At 72.1% G+C, this 24,269-nt stretch carries 17 protein-coding genes; 7 read left to right on the top strand and 10 right to left on the bottom strand.

All coding sequences use genetic code 11. The annotated features are described in order from the left end of the window. Nucleotides 1-2: 2 nt before the first annotated feature. Entirely contained in the window at nt 3-1,121 is a 1,119-nt protein-coding gene (locus tag ABT001_RS12360; RefSeq protein WP_351275821.1) for a winged helix DNA-binding domain-containing protein, read from the bottom strand. A 106-nt stretch (nt 1,122-1,227) separates the two neighbouring features. On the opposite strand from ABT001_RS12360, the gene ABT001_RS12355 reads away from it, so the two are divergent. Then, entirely contained in the window at nt 1,228-2,094 is an 867-nt protein-coding gene (locus ABT001_RS12355) for a DMT family transporter (protein WP_351275819.1), read from the top strand. Between the two features lie 5 nt (nt 2,095-2,099). Here ABT001_RS12355 and ABT001_RS12350 read toward each other — a convergent pair whose 3' ends face one another. Together ABT001_RS12350 and ABT001_RS12345 are read right to left on the bottom strand one after the other, a co-directional pair. After that, nucleotides 2,100-3,131 carry a glutathione S-transferase family protein gene (locus tag ABT001_RS12350; RefSeq protein ID WP_351275817.1) on the bottom strand — a complete coding sequence of 344 codons (1,032 nt, stop codon included), beginning with the start codon at nt 3,129-3,131 and terminating at the stop codon, nt 2,100-2,102. Further along, nucleotides 3,128-4,642: an MFS transporter gene (locus tag ABT001_RS12345; protein ID WP_351275815.1), complete on the bottom strand. Its 1,515-nt coding sequence runs from the start codon at nt 4,640-4,642 to the stop codon at nt 3,128-3,130. The genes ABT001_RS12350 and ABT001_RS12345 overlap by 4 nt, the downstream gene beginning before the upstream one ends. A gap of 120 nt (nt 4,643-4,762) precedes the next feature. On the opposite strand from ABT001_RS12345, the gene ABT001_RS12340 reads away from it, so the two are divergent. The 4 genes from ABT001_RS12340 (at nt 4,763) to ABT001_RS12325 (ending at nt 10,135) form a co-directional block, all read left to right on the top strand. Then, a complete protein-coding gene (locus ABT001_RS12340; protein WP_351275813.1) occupies nt 4,763-5,161 on the top strand; it encodes a VOC family protein in 399 nt (132 codons plus the stop codon). Between the two features lie 67 nt (nt 5,162-5,228). Beyond that, the gene (locus ABT001_RS12335; RefSeq protein ID WP_502967458.1) at nt 5,229-6,410 is read left to right on the top strand and encodes a DUF1266 domain-containing protein; all 1,182 of its coding nucleotides are present in this window, start codon (nt 5,229-5,231) and stop codon (nt 6,408-6,410) included. Continuing rightward, nucleotides 6,407-7,579, top strand: coding sequence for a DUF1266 domain-containing protein (locus ABT001_RS12330; RefSeq protein ID WP_351275811.1), 1,173 nt, complete (start codon nt 6,407-6,409; stop codon nt 7,577-7,579). The genes ABT001_RS12335 and ABT001_RS12330 overlap by 4 nt, the downstream gene beginning before the upstream one ends. A 141-nt stretch (nt 7,580-7,720) precedes the next feature. Next, nucleotides 7,721-10,135 (top strand): DUF8508 domain-containing protein, encoded by a 2,415-nt coding sequence (locus ABT001_RS12325; RefSeq protein WP_351275809.1) that lies wholly within the window; start codon nt 7,721-7,723, stop codon nt 10,133-10,135. Nucleotides 10,136-10,205: 70 nt separating this feature from the next. On the opposite strand, the gene ABT001_RS12320 is transcribed toward ABT001_RS12325, so the two are convergent. Genes ABT001_RS12320 through ABT001_RS12310 form a run of 3 tightly spaced genes read right to left on the bottom strand, consistent with a single transcriptional unit; the run spans nt 10,206 to nt 12,682 of the window. Next, entirely contained in the window at nt 10,206-11,171 is a 966-nt protein-coding gene (locus ABT001_RS12320; RefSeq protein WP_351275806.1) for an alpha/beta fold hydrolase, read from the bottom strand. 18 nt (nt 11,172-11,189) lie between these two features. After that, nucleotides 11,190-12,452 (bottom strand): beta-ketoacyl-[acyl-carrier-protein] synthase family protein, encoded by a 1,263-nt coding sequence (locus ABT001_RS12315; protein WP_351275804.1) that lies wholly within the window; start codon nt 12,450-12,452, stop codon nt 11,190-11,192. Then, a complete protein-coding gene (locus ABT001_RS12310; protein ID WP_351275802.1) occupies nt 12,449-12,682 on the bottom strand; it encodes an acyl carrier protein in 234 nt (77 codons plus the stop codon). The genes ABT001_RS12315 and ABT001_RS12310 overlap by 4 nt, the downstream gene beginning before the upstream one ends. A 427-nt stretch (nt 12,683-13,109) precedes the next feature. On the opposite strand from ABT001_RS12310, the gene ABT001_RS12305 reads away from it, so the two are divergent. Together ABT001_RS12305 and ABT001_RS12300 are read left to right on the top strand one after the other, a co-directional pair. Beyond that, nucleotides 13,110-14,654, top strand: a complete 1,545-nt coding sequence (locus tag ABT001_RS12305; protein WP_351275800.1) for a peptidoglycan-binding protein — start codon at nt 13,110-13,112, stop codon at nt 14,652-14,654. A 167-nt stretch (nt 14,655-14,821) separates the two neighbouring features. Then, nucleotides 14,822-14,986 (top strand): hypothetical protein, encoded by a 165-nt coding sequence (locus ABT001_RS12300; RefSeq protein ID WP_351275798.1) that lies wholly within the window; start codon nt 14,822-14,824, stop codon nt 14,984-14,986. 178 nt (nt 14,987-15,164) lie between these two features. Here the strand turns inward: ABT001_RS12300 and ABT001_RS12295 are convergent, their stop codons facing one another. The 4 genes from ABT001_RS12295 to ABT001_RS12280 all read right to left on the bottom strand — a co-directional run bounded on the left by ABT001_RS12295 (nt 15,165) and on the right by ABT001_RS12280 (nt 24,269). Next, nucleotides 15,165-18,803, bottom strand: coding sequence for a S8 family serine peptidase (locus tag ABT001_RS12295; RefSeq protein WP_351276019.1), 3,639 nt, complete (start codon nt 18,801-18,803; stop codon nt 15,165-15,167). Nucleotides 18,804-19,023: 220 nt separating this feature from the next. Next, on the bottom strand, nt 19,024-20,163 hold the full coding sequence (locus tag ABT001_RS12290) for an XdhC family protein (RefSeq protein WP_351275796.1): 1,140 nt from the start codon (nt 20,161-20,163) through the stop codon (nt 19,024-19,026). Nucleotides 20,164-20,203: 40 nt separating this feature from the next. After that, entirely contained in the window at nt 20,204-21,661 is a 1,458-nt protein-coding gene (locus ABT001_RS12285) for an NCS2 family permease (RefSeq protein WP_351275794.1), read from the bottom strand. Nucleotides 21,662-21,851: 190 nt separating this feature from the next. Beyond that, nucleotides 21,852-24,269 (bottom strand): xanthine dehydrogenase family protein molybdopterin-binding subunit, encoded by a 2,418-nt coding sequence (locus ABT001_RS12280; protein WP_351275792.1) that lies wholly within the window; start codon nt 24,267-24,269, stop codon nt 21,852-21,854.

Here is a 24,269-nt window from a genome sequence, read left to right as displayed (position 1 = left end):
GATCAGTCCCCGAAGTCGACGAAGGTGTCGAACCGGACGTCGTACGCGGGCGCCGGGGACATGACCGTCAGCATCTCCACGGCCTCCTGGGTGATCTCCTCGCGGGTGGTCCGGTCCAGCTCACCCAGGGCCTGCACGGTGACGACCGCGTCGTCCGCGCTCGCGTCGAGGCGCCAGAGCGCGGCCAGGAAGCCGTCGGCCAGGACGGTTCCGTAGGCCTGGTTCCCGACACCGTTGCGCCCCCTGTACGCGGGCGGGATCACGCGGGTCCGGTCGGCGTGGCCGAGGAGGACGTTGTCGAACTCGGGGAGGAAGCGTGGCGGGGCCGGGGTGTCGGGGTCGGGGCGAGGGGCTTCGGGCAGGTCGAAGAGCTCGACGCCGTTCTCGTCGCGGAAGGTGACGAGCCGGGGCCGCAGGCGTTCGAAGACCTCCCGCATCCGGGTGAGCCCCGCCCACATCTGCATGTCCTTCACGGAGGCAGGACCGAAGGCGCCGAGGTAGCGCAGCACGGTCGCGTCGGGCGAGGCCGCGGGCCGCGGCGCGCTGTCCAGCCAGTGCTCGGCGGTCGTCAGGGCGACCTGCCCGCTGCGTCCCCAGAGCCCGCGCGGGGTGACCTGGACGAGCGGCAGGCGGCATCGGGCGGCGACCGCGAGGGCCCGGGGATCCGCCTGCGGCCAGTGCGGGAGCAGTGCCTCCCGCAACTCCTTCATGGAGCGCGGCCGCTCCTCCACGAGCTCCCTGGCCAGCGTGGCGAGCCGGTCCAGGTCCACACCCGCCAGCCCGCTCCGGAACACGTTCAGCTCCCGGTCGCGTGCGGGCTGGACCAGGGGGCGCAGGGTGAGGGCGTCCTCGGCGGTGTGGGTGTGGATGGTGGAGCGGAGGGTGACGATCCTGACCACCTCGCGGGACTCCATCAGCGCCGAGAGTGCGGCCGGGTCGAAGCCTTCCAGCCGGGAGTAGAGCTGGAAGTAGGGCGGCCTGGTGTTCTGGGCCTGCAGGCCCACCAGGCGGCCGACCGCGTCCTTCACCGGCACGGCGGTACGGCGGAGCAGCAACTGGCGTTCCATCGTGGCCCTGTTGAGCGCACGGGTGGACAGTACGGGAGCGCATCCGGTGGCCATGGTCCGTCAGATTACGCGTGCCCTCCGACACCGGCCCCGCACCGGCGACACTCGCACGGGTGCGCGGCACCGCCGTCAGGGCGGCATCGGCCCGCATGATGGGGCGGTGATCAGTATCCTGTTCGCCGTCCTGACCTCGCTCAGCAACGGCACCGCCTCGGTGCTCCAACGTCGCGCCGCCCTCCAGGTGCCCGCCGGCAAGGCGATGCGACTGTCCCTGTTCGGTCATCTGCTTCGGCAGAAGGTGTGGCTCGCCGGGATCGCTCTCGTGGTCCTCGCCGCCGTCTTCCAGGCGGTGGCGCTGGCCACGGGCCCCATCGCCGTCGTCCAGCCGATCTTCGTGATCGAGCTGCCCGCGACCCTGCTCGTCGCCGGGTTCGTCATGGGGGCCGGGGTCTCGCGCCAGATCTGGGCAGGGGTGGCCGCCGTGACGCTGGGCCTGGCCCTCGCCATGGCCGCCGCGGCGCCGGTCGGTGGCAGTGACGACGTGCACGGGGCGGCCTGGATCCCGGCCCTGGTGGTGACCGGCGTCTTCGAGGCCGTGCTGATCGCCGCGGCGCTCGGCACCTCCGGCGACGCCCGGGCCGCGCTGCTGGGGCTGGCCTCGGCGTGCGGGTACGCGCTGACCGCCGCGCTGATGAAGGACGCCATGGCGCGGCTGGACGGCGACGGCGTGGCCGGCCTGCTGACGGCGTGGCAGCTGTACGCCACCGCGGTGGCCGGCGTGGGCGCGCTGTTCCTCCTGCAGAACGCGCTGCAGGCCGGCTCGCTGGTGGCGGTGCAGCCGATGCTGACGCTCGGGGACGCACTGATCAGCATCGCCTACGGGGTGACCCTGTTCGGCGAGGAGTTGCGGACCGGCTGGTGGCTGCTGCCCCAGCTGGCCGGGGCGGCTCTGATCACCGTCGGCTGTGTCGTCCTCGCCCGTTCCCCGCTGGCGGCGGTGAACACCCCGCCCCCGCGCGTGGAGTGAGCCGGTCAGGGGCGCCCCCGCGCCGGGACCTCCTCGCCGGGCGGCACCGGTCCGGGCGGGGTGCCGTCGCCGAACGGGCGGCCGCCCAGCTGCTCCCTGTGGTGCGGAGTCAGCCAGCCCGAGAGGTCGGGGCCGAGCGGCACGATGCCGGTCGGGTTGATGCCGGTGTGCACCTGGTAGTAGTGCCGCTTGATGTGGTCGAAGTCGACGGTGTCGCCGAAACCGGGGGTCTGGTAGAGGTCGCGGGCGTACGCCCACAGGACGGGGTCCTCGGCGAGCTTCGAACGGTTGCACTTGAAGTGTCCGTGGTAGACGGCGTCGAAGCGCACCAGGGTGGTGAACAGCCGGATGTCGGCTTCGGTGAGAGTGTCACCGACCAGGTAGCGCTGTCCGGCGAGGCGTTCGGAGACCAGGTCCAGACGGTGGAACACGTCGACGTACGCAGCCTCGTACTCACCCTGCCCCGCGGCGAATCCCGCGCGGTAGACCCCGTTGTTGATGTCCCGGTAGATGCCGTCCATCACCGTGTCGATCTCGTCGCGCAGCCGCTCCGGGTAGAGGTCGGGGGCTCCGGGGCGGTGCAGTGCGGTCCATTCGGTGGCCAGGTCCAGGGTGATCTGCTGGTAGTCGTTGGTGACGAGGGTCCGGGTGGGTACGTCGACGATCGCGGGCACGCTCACCCCTCCCGGGTAGCCGCGCTCCCGTGCGTCGTAGGCCTCGCTCAGGTAGCCGATGCCGAGCACCGGGTCCTTGCCGCCCTCGTCGAGGGTGAAGCGCCAACTGCGGTCGTCCTGGATGGGGTCGGCGACGGCCAGGGAGAGGGCGCTCTCCAGCCCGAGCAGCCGGCGTGACACCAGGGCCCGGCTCGCCCAGGGGCAGGCCCTGCTGACGACCAGGCGGTAGCGGCCCGCCTCGACGCGCCGGCCGTCACGGCCGTCGGCGGTGATGCGGTCGGCGAAGTGGCTGCGCGAGCGCTTGAAGGGCTTGTGGCCGTACGAGGTGTTGCCGCGCTGCTGCTGGTCCTCGGTGTCGCTCATGGTGTTCCCTTCGGGGCGTCGGTGGCGTCCGTGGAGTCCATGGAGTCAGGCGTTTCTGACCGTCTCTTTCCCCGCCTGCCCGCCGCGACGTCGGCCAGGGCGACGGCCAGTGCCGCGAGGACGAACACGACCGAGACGAGGAGCCCGTGGTCGTACGCCGCGGCCCAGTCGCCGTCGCCCAGCTGGGCGAAGAAGAGCGCGCCCACGGCGGCGATGCCGATGGACGAGCCGACGCGCTGACCGGTCTGGAGGGTGCCTCCGGCGCTGCCCGCGTGGTGGACGGGCACCTCGGAGAGCGTGAGGGTCTGGTTGGGTGCGATGACCAGGCCGCTGCCCAGGCCGGCCAGCAGCAGCGGGGCCGCCATCGCGAGCCCGGCGCCCCTGCCCGGCACCAGGTGCGCGGCCAGGGCGGTGAGTCCGAGTCCGGCGGCCACCATGGTGAGTCCCACGACGATGAGGGGCCGCCCGAAGCGGCCGACCAGCCTGCCGCCGATGCTCGCCGACGCCCCGGCGCCCAGCGCGAACGGGGTGATCGCGAGGCCGGCCTCCAGGGCGCTGTAGTGCAGCCCGGACTGCAGGTAGAGCGTGCTGATGAAGAAGATCGAGGTGAAGCCGGCGAAGTACAGCAGGATCATCAGGCAGCCCAGCCAGAAGGACCGGAGCCGGAAGAGCGACAGGTCCAGCACCGGCTGGACGTTCCGTCGCGTGCAGCGGGACTCCCAGACGACGAAGGCCAGGAGCAGGACGGCGGCGACGGCCACGAGCAGCCACTTGCCGTCACCCGGCCACTGCTGGGCCTGGACGAAGGGCAGCAGCAGGGCGAGGACTCCCGCCCCGAGCAGCACGACACCGACGGGGTCGAGGTCGCGCGGGCGTACCCGGGTGGCCGACGGGGTGTCGGGGAGCAGCCGCCGGGCCAGCAGGAGGCAGACGATCCCGATCGGCAGGTTGACGTAGAACACCCAGCGCCAGCCCTCCTGTGCCCCGGCCACCTGGATCAGGAGGCCGCCGAGGAGTGGGCCGACTGCGGTGGAGATGCCGACCACGGTGCCGAACATCCCGAAGGCGCGGCCCCGCTCACGTCCGGAGAACATCTGCTGGATCAGTGCGGAGATCTGGGGTGAGAGCAGTCCGCCGGCCGCGCCCTGGAGGAGCCTGGCGACGACGAGCCAGAGGCTGGACTGGGCGGCCCCGCAGGCGGCGGACGCCAGGGTGAAGAGGGCGAGTCCCGCCATGAACACCGCACGCCGACCCCGCGCGTCGCCGAGGCGTCCCCCTGGGATGAGGACGAGACCGAAGGCGAGCGCGTAGCCGGACAGCACCCACTGGAGGTCGGACTCCGGGGTGTCGAGGCCCTCCTTGATGGACGGCAGAGCCACATTGACGATGGAGACGTCGAGCAGCGTTATGAAGCCGGCCACGAGACAGACGGCGAGGGCACGCCAGCGACGGGGGTCGTCAGGGCCGGTGCCGGAAGAGGCCGTGTCCCGGTTCCCCGCGCTCGCTGCCATGATCCGCACCCTAGGACGCGGCTCCCGGATCGACGTCCGGGCGCGCCGTGCGGGCGTTCCGCGGGCCCCGGTCGGCCGTCGGCCGGCCTGTCCGGCCGCTTCGCGGGTACCCGTGCAAGCATGACTGTCGCGAAGACGAGTGTTCTGGTCCTGGACTGTGCCGAGCACGTGGAGCTCGCCGGGTTCTACGCCGCGCTGCTGGGCGCCGAGACGCGGATGGGGGACGATCCCGACTTCGTCGAGATCGTCGGCCGGAGCGGTGTGTGTCTGGCGATCCGCCGCGATCACGGCTACGCCCCGCCCAGCTGGCCCCGCCCCGAGGACTCCCAACAGGCCCATCTCCGCATCCTGGTGGACCGCGGTGACATGGACGAGGCCGAGCGCGAGGCGGTCGGCCTCGGCGCCCGGCCGGTGGAGGCCCGTGACAACAGCGGCCCCCGCGACGTCCGCGTCTACGCGGACCCGGCCGGGCACTCCTTCTCCCTGGCCGTGCATCCCGCCCGGACGCCGTCCGCCTGACCCTCCCCGTGCTCCGGGCCCCCGGGCCACCTCCCCGGCCGCCAATGGCGTTCCGTAGGATCCGACCGTGACGACGGGGACGGGAACCACGAGAGCGGGGGCACCGGGGGCGGGTGCGCCGACCGGGACGGAAGCACTGATGCACGACGCGGCGGAGTCCGGCGACCGGGACACGCTGCTGGACGCCCTGGCGGGGAGCAGGCTCTACGCGCTCGTCGCCCGGCTGCACGCGGACACTCCCGGCTACACTCCCCCGCTGCCCACGCAGCCGGATCCCACGGCCCCCGGCCGGATGTGTGTCACGGTGCTGACCGCCGGCATGCTCCCGCCCTGGCACCCCGACTGGGTGTTCGAAGCGATCGGGCTCGACGAGCTCGCGCGCCGCTGGCCGGACGGAGTGCGACGGCTGGCGGTCAATCCGGGCACGCCCCACGCCGTCACCCTCGCGGCCGGGCCGGGGCGCCGCCGGGCGTGGTCGAAGGCGCACGCGCGGTCCGGCGGGCCGCGGGGCGGCGTGCTGCTGACCCACCGGGCCGGTCCGCTGCACGGGCCGGTCGCACACGGTCTGGCCGCCGGCGCCCATCTCGCCGTGCACAACGGCCTCGTCTGGAACGACCTGGGGGCCGCCTACGAGGGGTACGGGACGGATCGTGCCCGGCTCCGCAACCCCTGGAGCGTGCTGAACCGCGCCGCGTACCGCGAGACCCTCGAAGCCTTGCTGGCCACCCGGCTCGTCGGTCGTACGTACGAGTCGGTCCTCCGGATCCGGCACTCGCTCGCCGGACGGCTGGGCCGCACCCCCACGGCCCCGGAGTGGGCCGCCGCGCTCTCGGACGCCCTGACGCGCCGCCAGGCCACGGCGTCGGACGCGGCCGAGGCCCATGAGGCGCTGCGGCTGGCCGTCACGTACGAGGACCGGTTCCGTGCGGACGGCGTACTCGGCGCCGGTGAACGGGTCGACACCCTGGCCGCCTTCGACCTCGGGAGGGCGGTCAACGTCGTACGGCTCGCGTTGGGCGCGCGCCTGTGCGATCCGCGGGAGGCGGAAGAGGCCGTGCTGCGGACCGGCTCCCTGGCGAGACAGGCGTACGGCTCCTGGGCGGAGTTCTCCCTCGGTTACTCGCTGGCCCGAGTGATGCACTTCGACGCGGACGATGCGACCGGGGTGAAGTACGAGCAGTCACTCGCCCAGCACCGCATCCTGACCCAGGACCTCAACAGCCCCTACCGGAACATCGACTGGTCATGAATTCCCTGCCGTCCCACGGCGCCCACGGCGCCCCCTGGGTGCCGCCGTCCGTGACGGAACACCTGCTGCACGAGGCGGGAGCGCGCGGCGACGCGGAGGCCCAACTGCGCGTGCTGGCGGGCGAGGAGCTCTACATCATGGCCCCGAAGGCCGAGGTGGACTCCGATCCCGACAGCATCATGTGGCGCTCGCACCGGGACGAGGCCGGCCGGAGCTGCCGAGGGGTCCTCACCCGGGGGATGCTGCCGCCGTGGCATCCGGAATGGGTGTTCCACGGGGTCTCCCTCAAATGGGTGGCGGAGATCGACTGGCCGAATCCGCATCAGCTGCTGTCCGTCAACGCGGGCACACCGGCCCAGACCCTCTTCGCGGCCACGCCCCCGCACCGAGCGCTGTGGCTGCGCTACCACGCGGAGAACGACCGCCCCAGGGGCGACCGGCTGATCGCGTTGCGGCACGGGGCGCTCCACGGTCCGCTGGCCTACGGGCTGGCGTGCGGGGCCCACCTGGCGGTCGGCAACGGGGTTCCGTGGAACGAGGTGGGCGCCGTCTACCGCGAGTACACCCAGGAGCGAGAGCTGCTGCGCGACTCCTGGGGCATCACCGAACCGAGCGGCTGGCGCGAGCAGTTGGACGCCCTCCTCGACGCGCGGAACAGTCCGCCCGAGCCCGATTTCGTACTCCGGGTGCGTCAACGGCTCGCGGCCGGGCTCGGCGAGCAGCCCTCCCCGGACCTGTGGCGCGAGACGGCAGCCGGGCACGCCCAGGACATCGGGGCGGGCCACGACGCGGTCAAGGACATCGAGGAGCTGGTCCGGCGCATCGTCAGGTACGAGGCCCGGTTCCGTGCCGACGGGCTGCTGGCACCGGACGGCCGGGTCACCACGACGGTCGCCTACGACTACGGGCGGGCCGTGAACCTGGCCCGTTGGGGGCTCTCCGCCCGCTTCTGCGTTCCGCACGAGGCGGAGCAGGCCATCGTGTACGCGGGTGCGCTGAGCAAGTCGGCCTACCGCTCCTGGGAGGACTTCTCCGCGGGGTACGCGCTGGGCCGTGTGCTGCGGTTCGACGGTGAGGACTACGGCGACTACTACCAGGACAACGTCACGGCGCACCGCCTGCTGACCGGGAGCGAAGGGAGCCCGTGGCGGAACCTCTCCTGGCGCTGAACCGGAGAACCGCTCGTGCCGCGGGCCCCGACGGTCCGGCGGGCGCGGTAATGACGCCCGGCATTAACCTCCGGTCTCTTGCCACGCCAGGTCTACGCGCATAGTTTTTGGCCCCTCACTACACATTTGGGGGCAGTTCCCGTGCACATAGCCAGACCCGGCTCCGCCCTGCTGGCCACCGCCGTCGCCGTGACCCTGTCGGTGACCGCGCTGCCCGCCGCCTCCGCGGCACCGTCGACGTCGGCCGTCATCTCCGAGGTGTACGGCGGCGGGGGCAACTCCGGTGCCACGCTCACCCGTGACTACATCGAGCTGGCCAACGCCGGCGGGAGCGCCTTCGGCCTGTCCGGCCTCAGCGTCCAGTACCTGCCGGGCAGCCCCTCCGCCGGATCGCTGTGGCAGGTCTCCGCGCTGTCCGGCGCCGTCGCGCCGGGCGGGCGCTACCTCGTCGCGCAGGCCACGGGCACCGGTGGCACGGTGGGCCTGCCCGCCGCCGACGCGACCGGCACGACCGCGATGTCCGCGGCGAGCGGCACCGTCGCGCTCGTCACCGGCACGACCCCGCTGACGTGCAGGACGGCTGCGGACTGCGCCGCCGACACCCGGATCGTCGACCTCGTCGGCTACGGCTCCGCGGTCGTGCGTGAGGGTGCCGGGCCGGTGCCGGGCGCCTCCGCCACCGCCTCCGTGGCGCGCGGCACCTCCCTGGCGGACACCGACGACAACGCCGCCGACCTGACGGCGGGAACCCCGACACCCGTGAACGCGGCGGGCGAGACCGCCGGCGGCTCCGGACCGGGCGAGCCCGGCGGACCGACCGAGCCGGGCACGGTGCGGGTGCACGACATCCAGGGCACGTCCCGGCTCTCCCCGCTCGCGGGCCGGCCGGTCACCGGAGTTCCGGGCGTGGTCACCGGCGTACGGACCACGGGGTCACGCGGGTTCTGGATCCAGGACACCGCGCCTGACGACGACGCCCGTACGAGCGAGGGCCTGTTCGTCTACACCGGCTCCGTGGCTCCCGCTGTCGCCGTGGGCGACTCGGTGCTGGTCAGCGGCAAGGTCGCCGAGTACTACCCGGCCACCGGAGCCCAGTCGCTCACCCAGATCACCGCGCCGCTGACGACGGTCCTGTCCGCCGGCAACACCCTGCCGGAGGCTGTCCTCCTCGATCCTTCCTCGGTACCGGACGCCTACGTGCCGACGGCCGGCGGCGGTTCGATCGAGGCGCTCGCCCTCGCCCCGGAGGCGTACGCCCTGGATCTGTACGAGTCCCTCGAGGGCGCCCGCGTCACGATGGCCGACACCCGGGTGACGGGTGCCACCACCGCGTACGACGAGATCTGGGTGACGGTGAAGCCGGGCGAGAACCCGACCCGGCGCGGCGGCACCCTGTACGCCTCCTACGAGGACCCGAACACCGGCCGCCTCAAGGTGATGTCGCTGGACGCCGCGCGGCCGGTACCGGTCGCGGACGTGGGCGACGTGCTGTCCGGCTCCACCACCGGGGTCCTCGACTACGCGTCGTACGGCGGCTACAACGTCCAGGCCACCGAGCTGGGTGCGCTGCGGGACAACGGCCTGGAGCGCGAGGTGACGCGGAAGCAGAAGCGCGGGGAACTCGCCGTCGCCACGTACAACGTGGAGAACCTCGACGCGGGAGACGCGCAGTCGAAGTTCGACACACTCGCCCGGGGTGTGGCGGTCAGCCTCGCGTCCCCGGACGTCGTGTCCCTGGAGGAGATCCAGGACGACAACGGCGCGGAGAACGACGGCACCGTGGGTTCCGAAGCGACGCTCAAGCGCTTCACGGACGCGATCGCCGCCGCGGGCGGCCCCAGGTACGCCTGGCGCTATGTGGCCCCGGAGGACGGACGGGACGGCGGCGAGCCCGGCGGCAACATCCGTAACGTCTTCCTCTTCGACCCCGACCGGGTCGACTTCGTGGACCGTCCGGGCGGCGACGCGACCACCGCCGTGCAGGCGGTGAAGACGAGGAAGGGCGCCACGCTCTCCGTCTCGCCCGGCCGGATCAACCCCGCGAGCACGGCCTGGGACAACAGCCGCAAGCCGCTGGTGGGCGAGTTCCGCTTCCGCGGCGAGAGCGTCTTCGTCATCGCCAACCACTTCGCGTCCAAGGGCGGCGACCAGTCCCTGCACGGCCGCTACCAGGAGCCGGTGCGCAGCTCCGAGACGCAGCGCGTGCGGCAGGCGGCGGAGGTCAACACCTTCGTCACCTCGCTGCTGAAGGCGGACAAGTCGGCCCGGGTCGTCACGCTCGGCGACCTGAACGACTTCGCCTTCTCCCCCACGATGCGCACGCTGACCGCCGGCAAGGTGCTCACACCACTGATCACCACGCTGCCCGCGAACGAGCGGTACAGCTACGTCTACGACGGCAACTCACAGACGCTGGACCACATCCTCACCAGCCCCGGCGTCCGCCGCTTCGACTACGACGTGGTGCACATCAACGCGGAGTTCGCCGAGCAGGCGAGCGACCACGACCCGCAGATCGTGCGGATCGACGTCAAGGGCAAGGGACCCCGGCACTGACATCCCGGGTGGCGGCCCCGGCCGGGGCCGCCATCCGTACCGTGCTGCGCCCCGCCCGCCGTGGGGGAGTTCACCGGGGCGCCGTACGCGGTGTGGGCGGACCGGGGCGCGGGGGCGATACGGGTGGGGACACCGCCGGGACGGCCTCACCGGCCCGCGCCTGGTGCGGCAGCAGGGCCACGACGGGGTCGAGCGGCTGGTCCGTGAAGAAGCGGGTCACCAGGGCGGCGACCTCGTCGGAACGCTCCAGCACGACCCAGTGGTCGGATTCCGGGAGGGTGAGGAAGCGGCTCCCCTCGATCGTCCCGGCGAACTCCCGCTGCAGCTCCGGCGCGGTCACCGTGTCGTGTTCCCCGGCGAAGACCAGGGCCGGTACGCCCGACAGCCCGCCGGAGAAGTCCGGCCGGTCGGCGAGTGCCCGCCGCAGCGACTCGACCGCGTGCTCCGAGTGGGCGAGCGCGTGCAGGAAGGAACGTCGCACATAGCGCCGGGCGAGCTCCCTGCGGTGCACGGGCCGTTCCGGGTCCAGGCACATCAGCCCGTCGGCGGCCAGCGCCGCGAAACCCTCCGGGTCCCCCTCAGCCAGCACCTGCGTCGCCCGGTGCCAGTAGGCCCGACCGGCCTCACCGATGTGGGTGGGCACGCCGCCGAGGACGAGCCGGACGACGCGCTCCGGATCGTGCTGCGCGTAGCCGAAGGCGATGGCCGCGCCGTAGGAGAAGCCGAAGAGGTTGATTCCGGTGGCACCGAGGTCGTCGATGATCCCGGCCACCGCCGCGCGCAGCACGGGGGCGCTGGGCCCCGGCGGCAGAGGATCCGCCGAGCCCATACCGGGCAGGTCGGCGGTCACCACGTCGGCCGACGGGCTCAGGTGGTCGTCCATCTGCGGCCAGCCGTACATGCCCTGGAGGGCGCCGCCGATGACGAGAACGGGTTCGGTGACCGGTGCTCCGCCGGCGGCCGGGTCACGGGGCAGAACGCGGTAGCGGTAACGCACTCCGTCCACCGCCAGGGACCGGATGATCTCCTCGGGCATGATGCTCCTCGCCTCCCGTCAGGCCCGGGTGAGCACGAGCGCCGCGTTGTGGCCGCCGAACCCGAGCGACGTCTTGACGGCGCAGTCGAACGAGGCACGCCGGGCCTCCTTGCTCACCACCTCGACGGGGATGTCGGGGTCGGGGGCGTCGAGGTTGCCGGTCGGCGGGACGAGCTGGTGCTGGAGCGCGAGGACGGTCAGGGCCGCCTCGATGCCACCGGCGGCCCCCAGGGTGTGCCCGGTCATCGCCTTCGTCGAGGTCACGAGGGGGTGCTCGCCGAGGACGCGGCGCAGCATGGTCGCCTCGATGCGGTCGTTGGCGACGGTGGACGTCCCGTGGGCGTTGACGTGGCCGATGTCGGCGCCCCCGACGCCCGCGTCGGCCAGGGCGGTGCGCAGCGCGCGCTCGACGCCGAGCCCTTCGGGGTCGGGTGCGACGGCGGAGTGGGCGTCGCTGGAGGCCCCGTAGCCGGCGACGTGGGCGCGGACGGTGGCGCCGCGGGCACGGGCGTGCTCGGGGTGCTCCATGACGAGGAGGCCGGCACCCTCACCGACGACGAATCCGTCGCGGTGGGTGTCGAAGGGCCGGCAGGCGGCCTGGGGGTCGTCACGGCGGGTCGAGACGGCCCGCATCTGGCAGGCGCTGGCGATCAGGAGCCGGGAGCGGACCGATTCGGCGCCGCCCGCGACCACGATGTCGCAGGCGCCGGTGCGGAGCATCTGGTGGGCCGTGCCGATGGCCACGGTGCCCGACGAGCAGGCCGTGGAGACGGCCTGGCTGGGTCCGTGGACACCCAGGTCCATGGCGACGCTGCTGGCGGCGCCGTTGACGACGGTCAGCGGGGCGAGCTTCGGGGAGACGCGCCGGGCGCCGCGCTCGGTGAGGGTGGTGTGCTGTTCGTCGTAGAAGGGCAGGCCGCCGTGGGCGGAGCCGATGACGACGGCGACCCGTCCGCTGTCCCAGACCGCGGGGTCGAGCCCGGCGTCGGCGACCGCTTCGCGGGCGGCGATCACGGCGAGTTGCGAGAAGCGGTCCATCAGGCGCTGCGCGGCGACGCCCAGGGCGGCCTTCGCGTCCAGGCCGTCCACGACGTACATGAAGTCGCACGGCAGCCCCTCGAGTTCGGGCAGGTGCCGTACGGAAGGGGCGGCCGTCGTGCCGCACACGCCTCGCCAGGCGTTCTCGGTCCCCACGCCCGCGGCGGTGACCAGGCCGATGCCGGTGACCGCGGCGGCGAACGGCCGGACGGAGCCGTGTGCGTACGTCCTGCGGCCCGTCACGCGCCGGCCTTGCTGCAGACGGCCGCGATCAGCTGGCCGACGGTGTCACGCGACGACAGGACGACGTCCTCCAGGTCGATGTCCATCCGGTCCTCGATGTGGAGCCTGAGCTCCTCCAGCGCGAGCGAGTCCAGCTTCAGCTGCCGGAGCGGCACCTCGGGCCGGATGGCCTCCGGGTCGGTTCCGAATCTGGTGACGAGCAAGGCGCTGATCTCTTCCGAGGTGCTCATGGGGATGCTCCTCCGCTCTCGGTACGCGGTGACGCCGGCCGCGTGGGGGGTGAGACGGCCGTCGAGGACGCCGGCTGCTCGGGAGGGACCCTTTATACGCCTTCGCGGCCTCCGTTCCCGACCCCGTTCCCCCGTGAGGAGGGTGGACGGCCAGGTGTGCGATTCCACCGTGCCGGAGCGGCGGAAGACGCGGCGGGCGCGGACGTACGGTCGGACCGGTCCCTCGCCGCCCGGTGCGCGCCGGGCTGCGGGGACGCAGCCACCGCCCGCCGCTTCACCCCAACTCCATTGGGGTGAAAGGGATTTGGGCGCCGCGTGGCGCCATTGTCATGCCCTGGACACATGGATAGCCTGTGCGGGCTCAGCGGCCCTCGGCCGAACTCACCGGTCCGGCGGCCTTCCTCTCCCCCACAGACCTGGAGCAGCTATGCCCCGACGTCCCGCCGGCCACACCCGAGGCCGCGCAGCCGTGCTGGCCTCTCTCACCGTCACCGCCCTCGTCGCCACCGGCCACCCGGCCGGAGCCGCACCCGCCACCGCGGATCCCATGAACCAGGCCTTCGAGCAGGCCGCCGAGGAATTCGGCGTACCCCGTGACCTGCTCGCGGCCGTCGGCTACGGCGAGACGCACCTGGACGGGCACGCCGGGCGCCCCAGCCAGGACAACGGCTACGGCGTGATGCACCTGGTGAGCAACCCCGTCAACCGCTCCCTGGAGAAGGCCGCCGCGCTGACCGGCGAGTCCATGACCGACCTGCGCGAGGACACCGAGGCCAACATCCTGGGCGGCGCCGCCGTCCTGCGCAGCCACGCCGACGCGCTGGGCCTGGACGAGGCCGAGCGGACGGACGTGGACGCCTGGTATCCGGCCGTCGCCCGCTACAGCGGGGCCGAGGGCGCGATCGCCGCCCTCTACGCGGACACGGTCTACACCTTCCTCGCCCAGGGGCTGCGGACCACCGTCACCGGCGGCGAGCGGATCTCGGTCACCTCCCGCCCGGTCTCCCCCGACAAGGGTCCCCTCGCGAAGGCCGACGTCACCGCGCAGAGCCCGGACTACCCTTCGGCGCTCTGGGTGGCGGCCAATTCCGCCAACTTCGCGACGGGCCGCGCGGCTGCGCTCGACAAGGTGGTCATCCACGTCACGCAGGGCTCGTACGCCGGAACCATCAGCTGGTTCCAGAACGCCACGTCGAAGGTCAGCTCCCATTACGTGGTCCGCTCCTCGGACGGCCAGATCACCCAGATGGTGCGCGACGCGGACACCGCCTACCACGCCAAGAGCGCCAACGCCTCGTCGCTCGGCATCGAGCACGAGGGCTTCGTCGACGACCCGTCGTGGTTCACCGACACGATGTACCGCTCGTCGGCGGCACTGACGACGTACCTCTGCGACCGGTACGGCATCCCCAAGGACCGCTCGCACATCGTCGGACACGTCGAGGTCCCGGGGAACGACCACACCGACCCCGGCGCGAACTGGAACTGGGCCTACTACATGCAGCTCGTCGGTGGTTCCGCAGGCGGGGGCGACGTGCTGACCTTCCCGTCGTACGCGATCCAGAAGACGGGCTCGCAGGGTCCGCAGGTGATGGCGCTGCAGACGCTGCTGAACCGTCAGGGATACACAGCGGGGGCCGCGGACGGCATCTTCGGCTCGCTCACCGACGGCGCCGTACGGGCGTTCCAGACCGCGCGCGGCCTCGGCGCCGACGGTGTGGTCGGCCCGAAGACCTGGACCGCGTTGCTCTCCGCCGGCACCACCCCGACGCTCGTCTCCGGTTCCTCGGGTGACGCGGTCAAGCGTCTGCAGCGGGCACTGACCGCGGCGCTGGGCAGAACCGTGGCCGTCGACGGCTCCTTCGGCACCGCCACGGACAGGGCCGTCCGCGACTACCAGACGGCCCGGAAGCTGTCGGCCGACGGCAGTGTCGGTCCCGACACCTGGAGGGCGCTGCAGTCCGGGCTCTGATCCCCGCAGCCCCGGACCACGGCGGCCGGTTCCGGGAACCGTCCCCACCACCCACGCGCTCCGGTGCGCACCCGGAAGGCGCGGGCACGCCTTCCGCCGTGCCGCGTCCGCGGGCGATTCTGGGCGCCGTCGGCACGGGGCCGACGGGATTCGGAGGGCGGTCGGACATGGCTCGTACGCAGTCGGCATGCGGGGCACTCACCCAGAAGGGCACACGGTGCCGTCGGCTGGCGATGAAGGACGCCTCCCGCTGCGACCGGCATCGGGGCGACTGGTCGACGTACACGGTCGCGCGGCGCAAGGCACGGGAGCGGGCGGCCCGCCGCCGGTGAGGCCGTCGCCGTCCCCGGGTTCACGCCGGCTCTGCCGGGGTTATGACCCACCTCATACGGGCGAAGCAGACATAATTTGATCTTCAAAAATGCGTGAAGAAGAGGTGGTCCCGCACCCCCACCAGGGGGGGCGCGGAACCACCTCGACCAGGTGTTTCAGCGGATGACCGTCAGAGAATCACTTCAGGCCGAAGGCCTTGATGATCTCCTGGTCGACGGCCAGGCCTCCGGGCCCCTCGGCGTGGGCCTTGAGCGAGACGGAGTCCGCCCTCTTCGGCGTCTTGAACTTCGCCGTCCACTCGCCGGACGACTTCTTGCGCAGCTCCACCTTGTTCCAGGTGGCGCCCTCGTCGTAGCTGACCGACAGCGATGCCTTCGTCGCCTTCACGGCGCCGTCCAGCCAGTCCTGGGTGCCGGACGCCAGACCGACCTCGGTCTGCTTTCCGGCCCTGACGTCGCCCGCCAGGTCGGTGTCGACGTCGTAGTCGAGCTGGAGCAGCGGGATGTCGGCCCGCGCGGTGCCCTCGGGCAGGGAGCCCGAGACGAAGTCCCACGCGGTGTGGGTGCGCGTCGAGGTCTTCCAGGTGGCCTCGTCACGCGTCGCGTCGAGGACGAGGCGGTAGGGCAGCGACTCACCCGACAGGTCCCAGGCGTAACCGGCGCGGCCCGCACCGCTCTTGACCAGGGTGTCACCCTGGTAGAAGGCGTAGGAGGTGGTGTCGTACTCCTCCCCGGGCATCGCACCGGAGTGGCCCTCGCCCGAGTCGGTCCACGGGGTGATGTTGAACTGGATGTCGTTGTACGACGTACGGAACGGGCCCCAGTAGGCGGTACCGAGCCGCGGGCCGGTCACCGGGGCGAACCAGTCCTCGCGGTAGGTGCGGCCGGCCTGGTAGTCGAGTTCGGTGCTGCGCACCTCCTGCCCGTCCTGGCCGGTCCGGGTGTCGTACACGGTGTGGTTCTCGTACCAGTAGGAGGCGCCGGGCAGCGGCGTGACCCACTCGGCACGGGTGCCCGGGAACTTCTCGTACTCCAGGAAGCCGATGCCGGGGCCGTAGTCCGGGATGTCGTAACGGAAACCGGCGCCGAGGGCGTCCTGGTGGCCGTAGTAGGTGTTCTCCACCTTCGCGAGCTGCCGGGCGGTCGGGGCGAAGGCCAGCGAGCGGTCCGGGACCACACCGTCGTGACGGTCGACCAGGTCGTAGACGTAGCGCGCGAACTTCCGCTGGTCCACGTCGATCTTCCCGCCCTTGCGGGCGGTCTCGACGAGCTTCGCGCCCGCGAGGCGCTGTACGGAGGCGACCGGGACGGTGGTCTCCGCGCCGTAGCTCTCCAGCAGCACGCCCCGTCCGTCGTTGACGACGAACAGCGCCGAGGCGCCCGCGGCGAGCGCGTTGGCCAGCCGGTCGGCGGGCGCGACGGCATCGCTGCGGTTGATCACCACGGCCTTGCCCTTGACGGACAGCTTCTTGTAGTCGGAGGCCGCGCCGTTGCCCGCGAAGACGGCGGTGAGCTTGCGCTCGCTGTTCTCGGCGACGAGGGAACCGCCCTGCGGGGTGACGGGGACGTCACGGCCGCCGGCCGACACGTCGATCTGCTCCTCGCCCTGACGCCACCGGGTCAGGAAGCTGAAGTCGCCCTGGGTGACCTTCTTCGTGGGGCTCGCCCACAACTGGTCGTACGCCGTCGGGATCTGGAACGCGTCGCGGTGGACGATGCCGTTCGGAGCGGTGCGCGCCATGTCGTAGCGGAGCTGGCGGTTCTCGGTCTCCTCGGGGGTGCGCACGGAGACCTTGCGGGCCTTCGAGGCGTCCAGGGTGACGGTGGTGGACTTGTCGAGGACCGTCTCGGGGGCCATCAGGAAGGCGATGGCCTTCGAGTCGGCCGTGTCGCCGTCGATGTCGGCGGAGGTCCAGGCGGTGTAGTTGCCCGGGGGCAGCCGGAGGGTGGTCTCTCCGGAGACCTGGGCGACGCTGAGCTGCGGGTCACCGAGCGTGGCGTAGACGACGTTGCCGTCCATCGGCTTGCCCGAGCGGTCACGCAGACGGAAGGTCAGGTCGTACAGCTCCTGCTCCTTCTGGAGCGCGAAGCCGGTGTGGGCGACGGTCGCACCGGAGGCGTCGGCGGCGACGACCTGGCCGGAGAAGCGGGTGTCGTTCGCGACCTTCGAGGGGTCGAGCGAGAGGACGGCCTCGGCCGTGGAGCCCGCCGGGACGGTCACCTCGGAGGCCGACAGGGTGTACGCCTCGGCGTCCGTGTCGGTGGCCAGGTCGAGGGTGACGTCCGCGTCACCGGTGTTGCGGTAGGTGATGGTGCGCTGCGCGACCTCGTCGTCGGCGCTGTGCGGCCAGCTGTAGGCGGCGACGGCGACGGACCCGGTGGCCTCGATCGTGGTGTCGATGGCGGCCTTGACGTCGAGGCGGCCGGTGCCCTGCTCGTACGGCGTGTAGGCGGGCAGCTGCTTGGACGAGCTCATCAGCGCGTCCTTGATGCGCTGGCCCGACCACTCGGGGTGGCGCTGCTTCAGGATCGCGGCCGCGCCGGCCACGTGCGGCGTGGCCATCGAGGTGCCGTCCATCGCCTGGTACATGCCCGTGGCGTCGGGGGCGGACTGGGAGGCGGCGGCGTTGATGCCGACGCCGGGCGCGGACAGGTCCGGCTTCAGACCGTAGGAGCGGACGAGCGGGCCCATGGAGGAGAATTCGGCCCGGTTGTCGTTCTTGTCGACGGCGGCGATGGTGAGCGCCTTGTCCGCCGAGCCGGGCGAGCCGATGGTGCCGGCGCCGTAGGCGTTGCCCGCGGCGACCACGAAGAGCGGTCCGCCGTCGGCGGACAGCGCGTTGACGGCCTGGGCCATGGGGTCGGTGCCGTCGTCCGGGACACTGGACCCGAGGCTCATGGAGACGACGTCGGCCCCTTCGGCCTTCGCCCACTCCATGGCTTCGATGATCCCGGAGTCGGCGCCGGATCCCTCGTCGCTCAGGACCTTGCCGACGATCAGGTCGGCCTCGGGCGCGACGCCCTTGTTGGCGCCGTCCGAGGCCGCGCCCGAGCCGGCGATGGTGGAGGCGACATGGGTGCCGTGGCCGTGCTTGTCGTCGACCTCCTCACCCGGGATGAAGCTCTTGGCCTGGGTGATGCGGTCCTTGACGTCGGGGTGGTCCTCGTCGATGCCGGTGTCCAGGACGGCGACCGTGGTGCCCTTGCCGTCGAAGCCGGCGGCCCAGGCCTGCGGGGCGTTGACCTGCGGCACCGAGTCCTTGAGGACCGCTTCGGCCTTGCCGTCGAGCCAGAGCTGGGCGATGCCCTTGTCCAGCGAACGGCTCTTCTCCATACGGGAGATGTCGCTCCAGAAGGCGCGGGCGTCGTCCTTGTCGGTCTTCAGCGCGGCGCCGTTCACCGACTCCAGGCGGCGGACGGTCTCGCTGCCGCGCGGGGCGGCGGGAAGGGAACGTGCCGTGGCCGCGGAGTAGGTGGCGATGAGCGGGATGCCACCGGAGCGTGCGTCGTCGTACCCCATCTCGACCAGCGTCGAGATGTTGAACAGCCGCCGGTCCAGCTTCTTCGCCGCGATGAGGGCACTGGCCTCGTCGGGGATGACGAAGATGTCCTCCCCGGCCTGCTGCACGTGCACGCCGCCCTTCGCACCGTCGGGGCGGTCGACGGTGACGGTGTCCTGGCTGCCCGCGCCGTCCGCGTAGTGGACGACGTCGCCGGTGACCAGCGTGATGTCGTAGTCGCGGACCTCGGGACCGCGGCGGTCCTCAGCGGTCGGCGGCTTCGGGGCGGCGGCGACGGATCCGGCCGCGGGGAGCATGGCGCCGCTCACGAGTGCGACCGAGGTCGCTATGAGCAGGGCTCTGCGTCCCGCGCGAGCGGGTCTCGCCCGGCCGGAAACGGAGGAGAGGGAAAATGTCATGCAGTTGATCTACCGGTAAATCCCGGGCCACGGATGGTTCATCCCTGGCGTGAATCCGCCGTGGCGGCAATCCGCCCGACGTGATCAGCGGTCCTGACCGGCCGTCGAAGGGTCGATTTCAGGCCATCGGGGCCGGCGGTGTGCGGCCTTCGTGATGGATCGGGGTGTGTGCGCCCTTCAGCGGCAGACCGGTGCCGCCGCGCCGGTCCGCGACGATCTCGGCCGCGATCGACAGGGCCGTCTCCTCCGGCGTACGGGCTCCGAGGTCCAGCCCGATCGGCGAGCGCAGCGCGGCCAGTTGCCGGTCGGTGACCCCGGCCTCGCGCAGCCGCTCCGCGCGTTCCAGGTGGGTGCGGCGCGAGCCCATCGCGCCGACGTAGGCGACCGGCAGCCGCAGGGCCAGTTCCAGGAGCGGAACGTCGAACTTGGCGTCGTGGGTGAGCACGCAGAGCACCGTGCGCGCGTCCACACCGGTGGTGGCGAGGTAGCGGTGCGGCCAGTCGACCACGATCTCGTCGGCGTCGGGGAAGCGCGCCGCCGTGGCGAAGACCGGGCGGGCGTCGCAGACGGTGACGCGGTAGCCGAGGAAGCGGCCGGCCCGCACCAGGGCGGCGGCGAAGTCGATGGCCCCGAAGACGATCATCCGGGGCGGCGGGACGCTCGATTCGACGAGCACCGTGAGAGGGCTGCCGCAGCGGGAGCCCTCGGCCCCGATGACGACCTCTCCGGTGCGGCCCGCGTCGAGCATCGCGCGGGCCTCGGCGGCGGCCGTGCGGTCGAGCTCGGGGTGTCCTCCGAGCCCGCCCGCGTGCGTGCCGTCCGCGTGGACGAGCAGGGGCCTGCCGAGCAGGCTCTCCGGGCCCTCGGTGACCCGGGCGACCGCCGCCGCCCGGCCCTGCGAGGCGGCGGCGAGCGCGGCTGCGAACACCGGGCGTGCGGGGTCGTCCGCACGCACCGGTGTCACCAGGACGTCGATGACGCCGCCACAGGTCAGGCCGACGGCGAAGGCGTCCTCGTCGCTGTAGCCGAAGCGCTCGCGCACGGTGACTCCGTCGTCGAGGGCCTGTCGGCACAGCTCGTACACCGCCCCCTCCACACAACCGCCGGAGACCGAGCCGACGGCCGTGCCCTCGCTGTCGACGGCGAGCGCGGCACCCGGCTGCCGGGGCGCGCTGCCGCCGACGGCCACCACCGTGGCCACGGCGAACGCACGTCCCTGCCCGACCCACCTGTGGAGCTCCTCGGCGATGTCCAGCATGGCGTTCTCCTTCTGGCAGAGGCGTGGGGGCCGGGCCGGGTCAGCTGACGCCCAGCCGGCTCTCGATCGGGTGCAGGGCGAAGTGGACGAGGAAGACCAGCGTCAGGACCCACATGAAGGCTCCGACGTCACGGGCCCGGCCCTGGGCGAGCTTGATGGCCGCGTACGAGATGACGCCCGCGGCGACGCCGGCGGTGATGGTGTAGGTGAACGGCATCAGGACCACGGTGAGGAAGACCGGCACGGCGACGGAGCGATCGCCCCAGTCCACGTGCCGGGCGTTCTGCATCATCATGGCGCCGATGACGACCAGGGCGGCGGAGGCCACTTCGGCCGGCACGATCGCCGTGAGCGGGGTGAAGAACAGGCAGGCGGCGAAGAAGAGCCCGGTGACGACGGAGGCGAGACCGGTGCGGGCACCCTCGCCGACGCCGGTCGCCGACTCGACGAACACCGTCTGGCCCGAGCCGCCGGCCACTCCACCGATCGCTCCGCCCGCCCCGTCGATGAACAGCGCCTTCGACAGGCCGGGCATCCGGCCCTTGTCGTCCGCGAGCCTCGCCTCCGTGCCGACCCCGATGATGGTGGCCATCGCGTCGAAGAAGCCGGCCAGCACGAGCGTGAAGACGATCATGCCGACCGTCATCGCGCCGACGTCGCCCCAACCGCCGAACTCGACGTTCCCGAAGAGCGAGAAGTCGGGCGGGGAGACCGCGCTGCCGCTCAGCTCGGGCGGGCCGCTGCTCCACGCCCGGGGGTCGACGCCGGCGACGGCGTTGACGACGATCGCGGCCAGGGTCCCGACGACGATGCCGATCAGGATCGCGCCCGGGACGTCGCGCGCCTGCAGCATGAAGATCAGCAGCAGGGTCACCGCGAAGACCAGTACGGGCCATCCGGCGAGCTCACCCGCCGGACCGAGGGAGAGGGGCGTGGCCTCGCCCTTGTGGACGAAGCCGGCCTTGAACAGGCCGATGAGCGCGATGAAGAGACCGATACCGATGGTGATGCCGTGCTTCAGCGCGAGCGGGATGGCGTTCATGATCATCTCGCGGAGACCGGTGACGACCAGCAGACAGATCACCAGTCCGTAGGTCACGCACATGCCCATGGCCTGTGGCCAGGTCATGGCCGGTGCGACCTGGGAGGCGAGCACGCCGGAGACGCTCAGTCCCGCCGCGAGGGCGAGGGGGACCTTGCCGATGAAACCCATCAGCAGGGTGGTGGCCGCCGCCGCGAGTGCGGTGGCGGTGATCAGACCCGACTGGCCGAGCAGTTGGCCGTCGACGTCCTTGCCGCCGAGGATGAGCGGATTGAGCAGGAGGATGTACGCCATGGCCATGAAGGTCGTGACGCCGCCGCGCACTTCGCGCGCGACGGTCGATCCTCGTTCGGATATGTGGAAGTACCGGTCGAGCCAGGACCGCCCGGCGGGGACGCGCGAGCCGGAGCCCGCGCCCTCCGTGCCGGTCCTGGGTTCCACTGACTGCTGGGTCATGTCTGCCTGACTCCCAAGGTTCACAGGGACACCCGCGTGGAGCTCTCGTGACTGCGGGATCTGGGATGACTGCGAGGCGCACGACCCGGGGGACGGCCCGAGACGAACTCTTCGTACAGATGCGTCGGTCGGTCGGGTCCCGGGGTGGCCGGCGGTGAGCCGGCAGCACCCCGGGTTCTCTGACGTTCCGTCAGCTACCGGTGATGTGCTCGGGGCGCACCGGCGTCCTGTTGAGCTCCAGGCCCGTCGCGTTCCGGATCGCCGCGAGGACGGCGGGGGTGGACGACAGGGTCGGAGCCTCACCGACGCCACGCAGCCCGTACGGGGCGTGGTCGTCGGCGAGTTCGAGCACCTCGACCGGGAGGGCCGGGGTGTCGAGGATGGTGGGCAGCAGGTAGTCCGTGAAGGACGGGTTGCGCACCTTCGCGGTCTTCGGGTCCACGATGATCTCCTCCATGACGGCGATGCCCATGCCCTGGAGGGTGCCGCCCTGGATCTGGCCGACGACCGACAGCGGGTTGAGCGCCTTGCCGACGTCCTGGGCGCAGGCCAGTTCGATGACCTTGACGAGGCCGAGCTCGGTGTCGACCTCGACCACGGCACGGTGCGCGGCGAAGGAGTACTGGACATGGCCGTTGCCCTGTCCGGTGAGCAGGTCGAAGGCCTCGGTGGGCCGGTGGCGCCACTCCAGCTCGACGTCGACGGCCTCGCCCTCCAGCACCTCGGCCAGCGGGGCGAGCACCTCGCCCCCGTCGGTGACGACCTTGCCGCCCTCCAGGAGGAGTTCGGCGGTGGCCCAGGCGGGGTGGTACGTGCCGAACTTGCGGCGGCCGATCTCCAGAACCTGTTCCCTGACGGCCTCGCAGGAGTTCTTCACGGCCCCTCCGGTGACGTACGTCTGCCGGGAGGCCGACGTGGAGCCGGCGGAGCCGACCCGGGTGTCCGCCGGATGGATGGTCACCTGGCTGACGCCGAGCTCGGTACGGGCGATCTGGGCGTGGACGGTGACCCCGCCCTGCCCGACCTCGGCCATCGCGGTGTGCACGGTGGCCACCGGTTCGCCGTTGATGACCTCCATCCTCACCCGGGCGGTGGAGTAGTCGTCGAAGCCCTCGGAGAAACCGACGTTCTTCAGCCCGACGGCGTAACCGACACCGCGTACGACGCCTTCGCCGTGCGTGGTGTTGGACAGCCCGCCCGGCAGGGCCCGTACGTCGACGGAGCTGCCCTCGGCGTCGGCGGAGAGCCACTGCTGTTCGGGGGGCATCGGGCGGGCCTTGACGCGGCGCAGCAGTTCGGCGACGGGGGCCGGTGAGTCGACGGGCTGTCCGGTGGGGAGGAGGGTGCCCTGCTCCATGGCGTTCAGCTGCCGCAGCTCGACCGGGTCCATGTCGAGGGCGGCGGCCAGCTTGTCCATCTGTGCCTCGTAGGCGAAGCACGCCTGGACCGCGCCGAAGCCGCGCATGGCGCCGCAGGGCGGGTTGTTGGAGTAGAGCGCGATCGCCTCGATGTCCACGTCCTCGACGACGTACGGTCCGACCGCGAGCGAGGAGGCGTTGCCGACGACTGCCGGGGAGGCGGAGGCGTAGGCGCCGCCGTCCAGCACGATCCGGCACTTCATGTGGGTGAGCTTGCCGTCCTTGGTGGCCCCGTGCTCGTATTGCAGCTTCGCGGGGTGCCGGTGGACGTGGCCGAAGAAGGACTCGAAACGGTTGTAGACCATCTTGACGGGCTTGCCGGTGCGCAGCGCCAGCAGGCAGGCGTGGATCTGCATCGACAGGTCCTCGCGGCCGCCGAAGGCACCGCCGACGCCGGAGAGCGTCATGCGGACCTTGTCCTCGGGGAGGCCGAGGACCGGGGCGATCTGCTTGAGGTCCGAGTGCAGCCACTGGGTGGCGACGTACAGCTCGATGCCGCCGTCCTCGGACGGCACGGCGAGGCCGGACTCGGGGCCGAGGAACGCCTGGTCCTGCATCCCGAAGACGTAGTCACCGGAGACGATCACGTCGGCCCGTCCGGCTGCCGCGTCGGCGTCGCCCCGGACGATGGGCTGACGGTGCACGATGTTGGGGTGCGGGACGTGGCCGATGTGGTGGTCCGTACGGCCCTCGTGGACCAGGACAGCGCCGGGGGCCGTCGCGGACTCCTCGTCGGTGACGACCGGCAGTTCGGCGTAGTCGATCCGGATTTTCGCGGCGGCGCGGCGGGCGGTCTCGGGGTGGTCCGCGGCGACGAGCGCCACGGGCTCGCCGTGGTGGCGGACCTTGCCGTGGGCGAGGACCGGGGTGTCCTGGATCTCCAGCCCGTAGTTCTTCATCTCCGCGGGCAGGTCGTCGTAGGTCAGGACCGCGTACACACCGGGCGTGGCGACGGCCTCGCCGATGTCGATGGAGCGGATCTCGGCGTGCGCGACGGTGGAGCGGAGTGTGTGGCCCCACAGCATGTCCTCGTGCCACATGTCCGAGGAGTAGGCGAACTCACCGGTGACCTTGAGGATGCCGTCGGGGCGGAGCGTGGACTCGCCGATACCGCCCCGGGTCTCGGAGCCCTGGGTGATCTTGGTGGGGGTGCCGGCCGGTACGGACGCGGCTCGCGGGTGCGGCGACAT

This window comes from Streptomyces sp. NPDC002793 (genome assembly GCF_040295485.1).
Taxonomy (GTDB): domain Bacteria; phylum Actinomycetota; class Actinomycetes; order Streptomycetales; family Streptomycetaceae; genus Streptomyces.
This window is presented reverse-complemented; position numbering and strand designations above follow the sequence as displayed.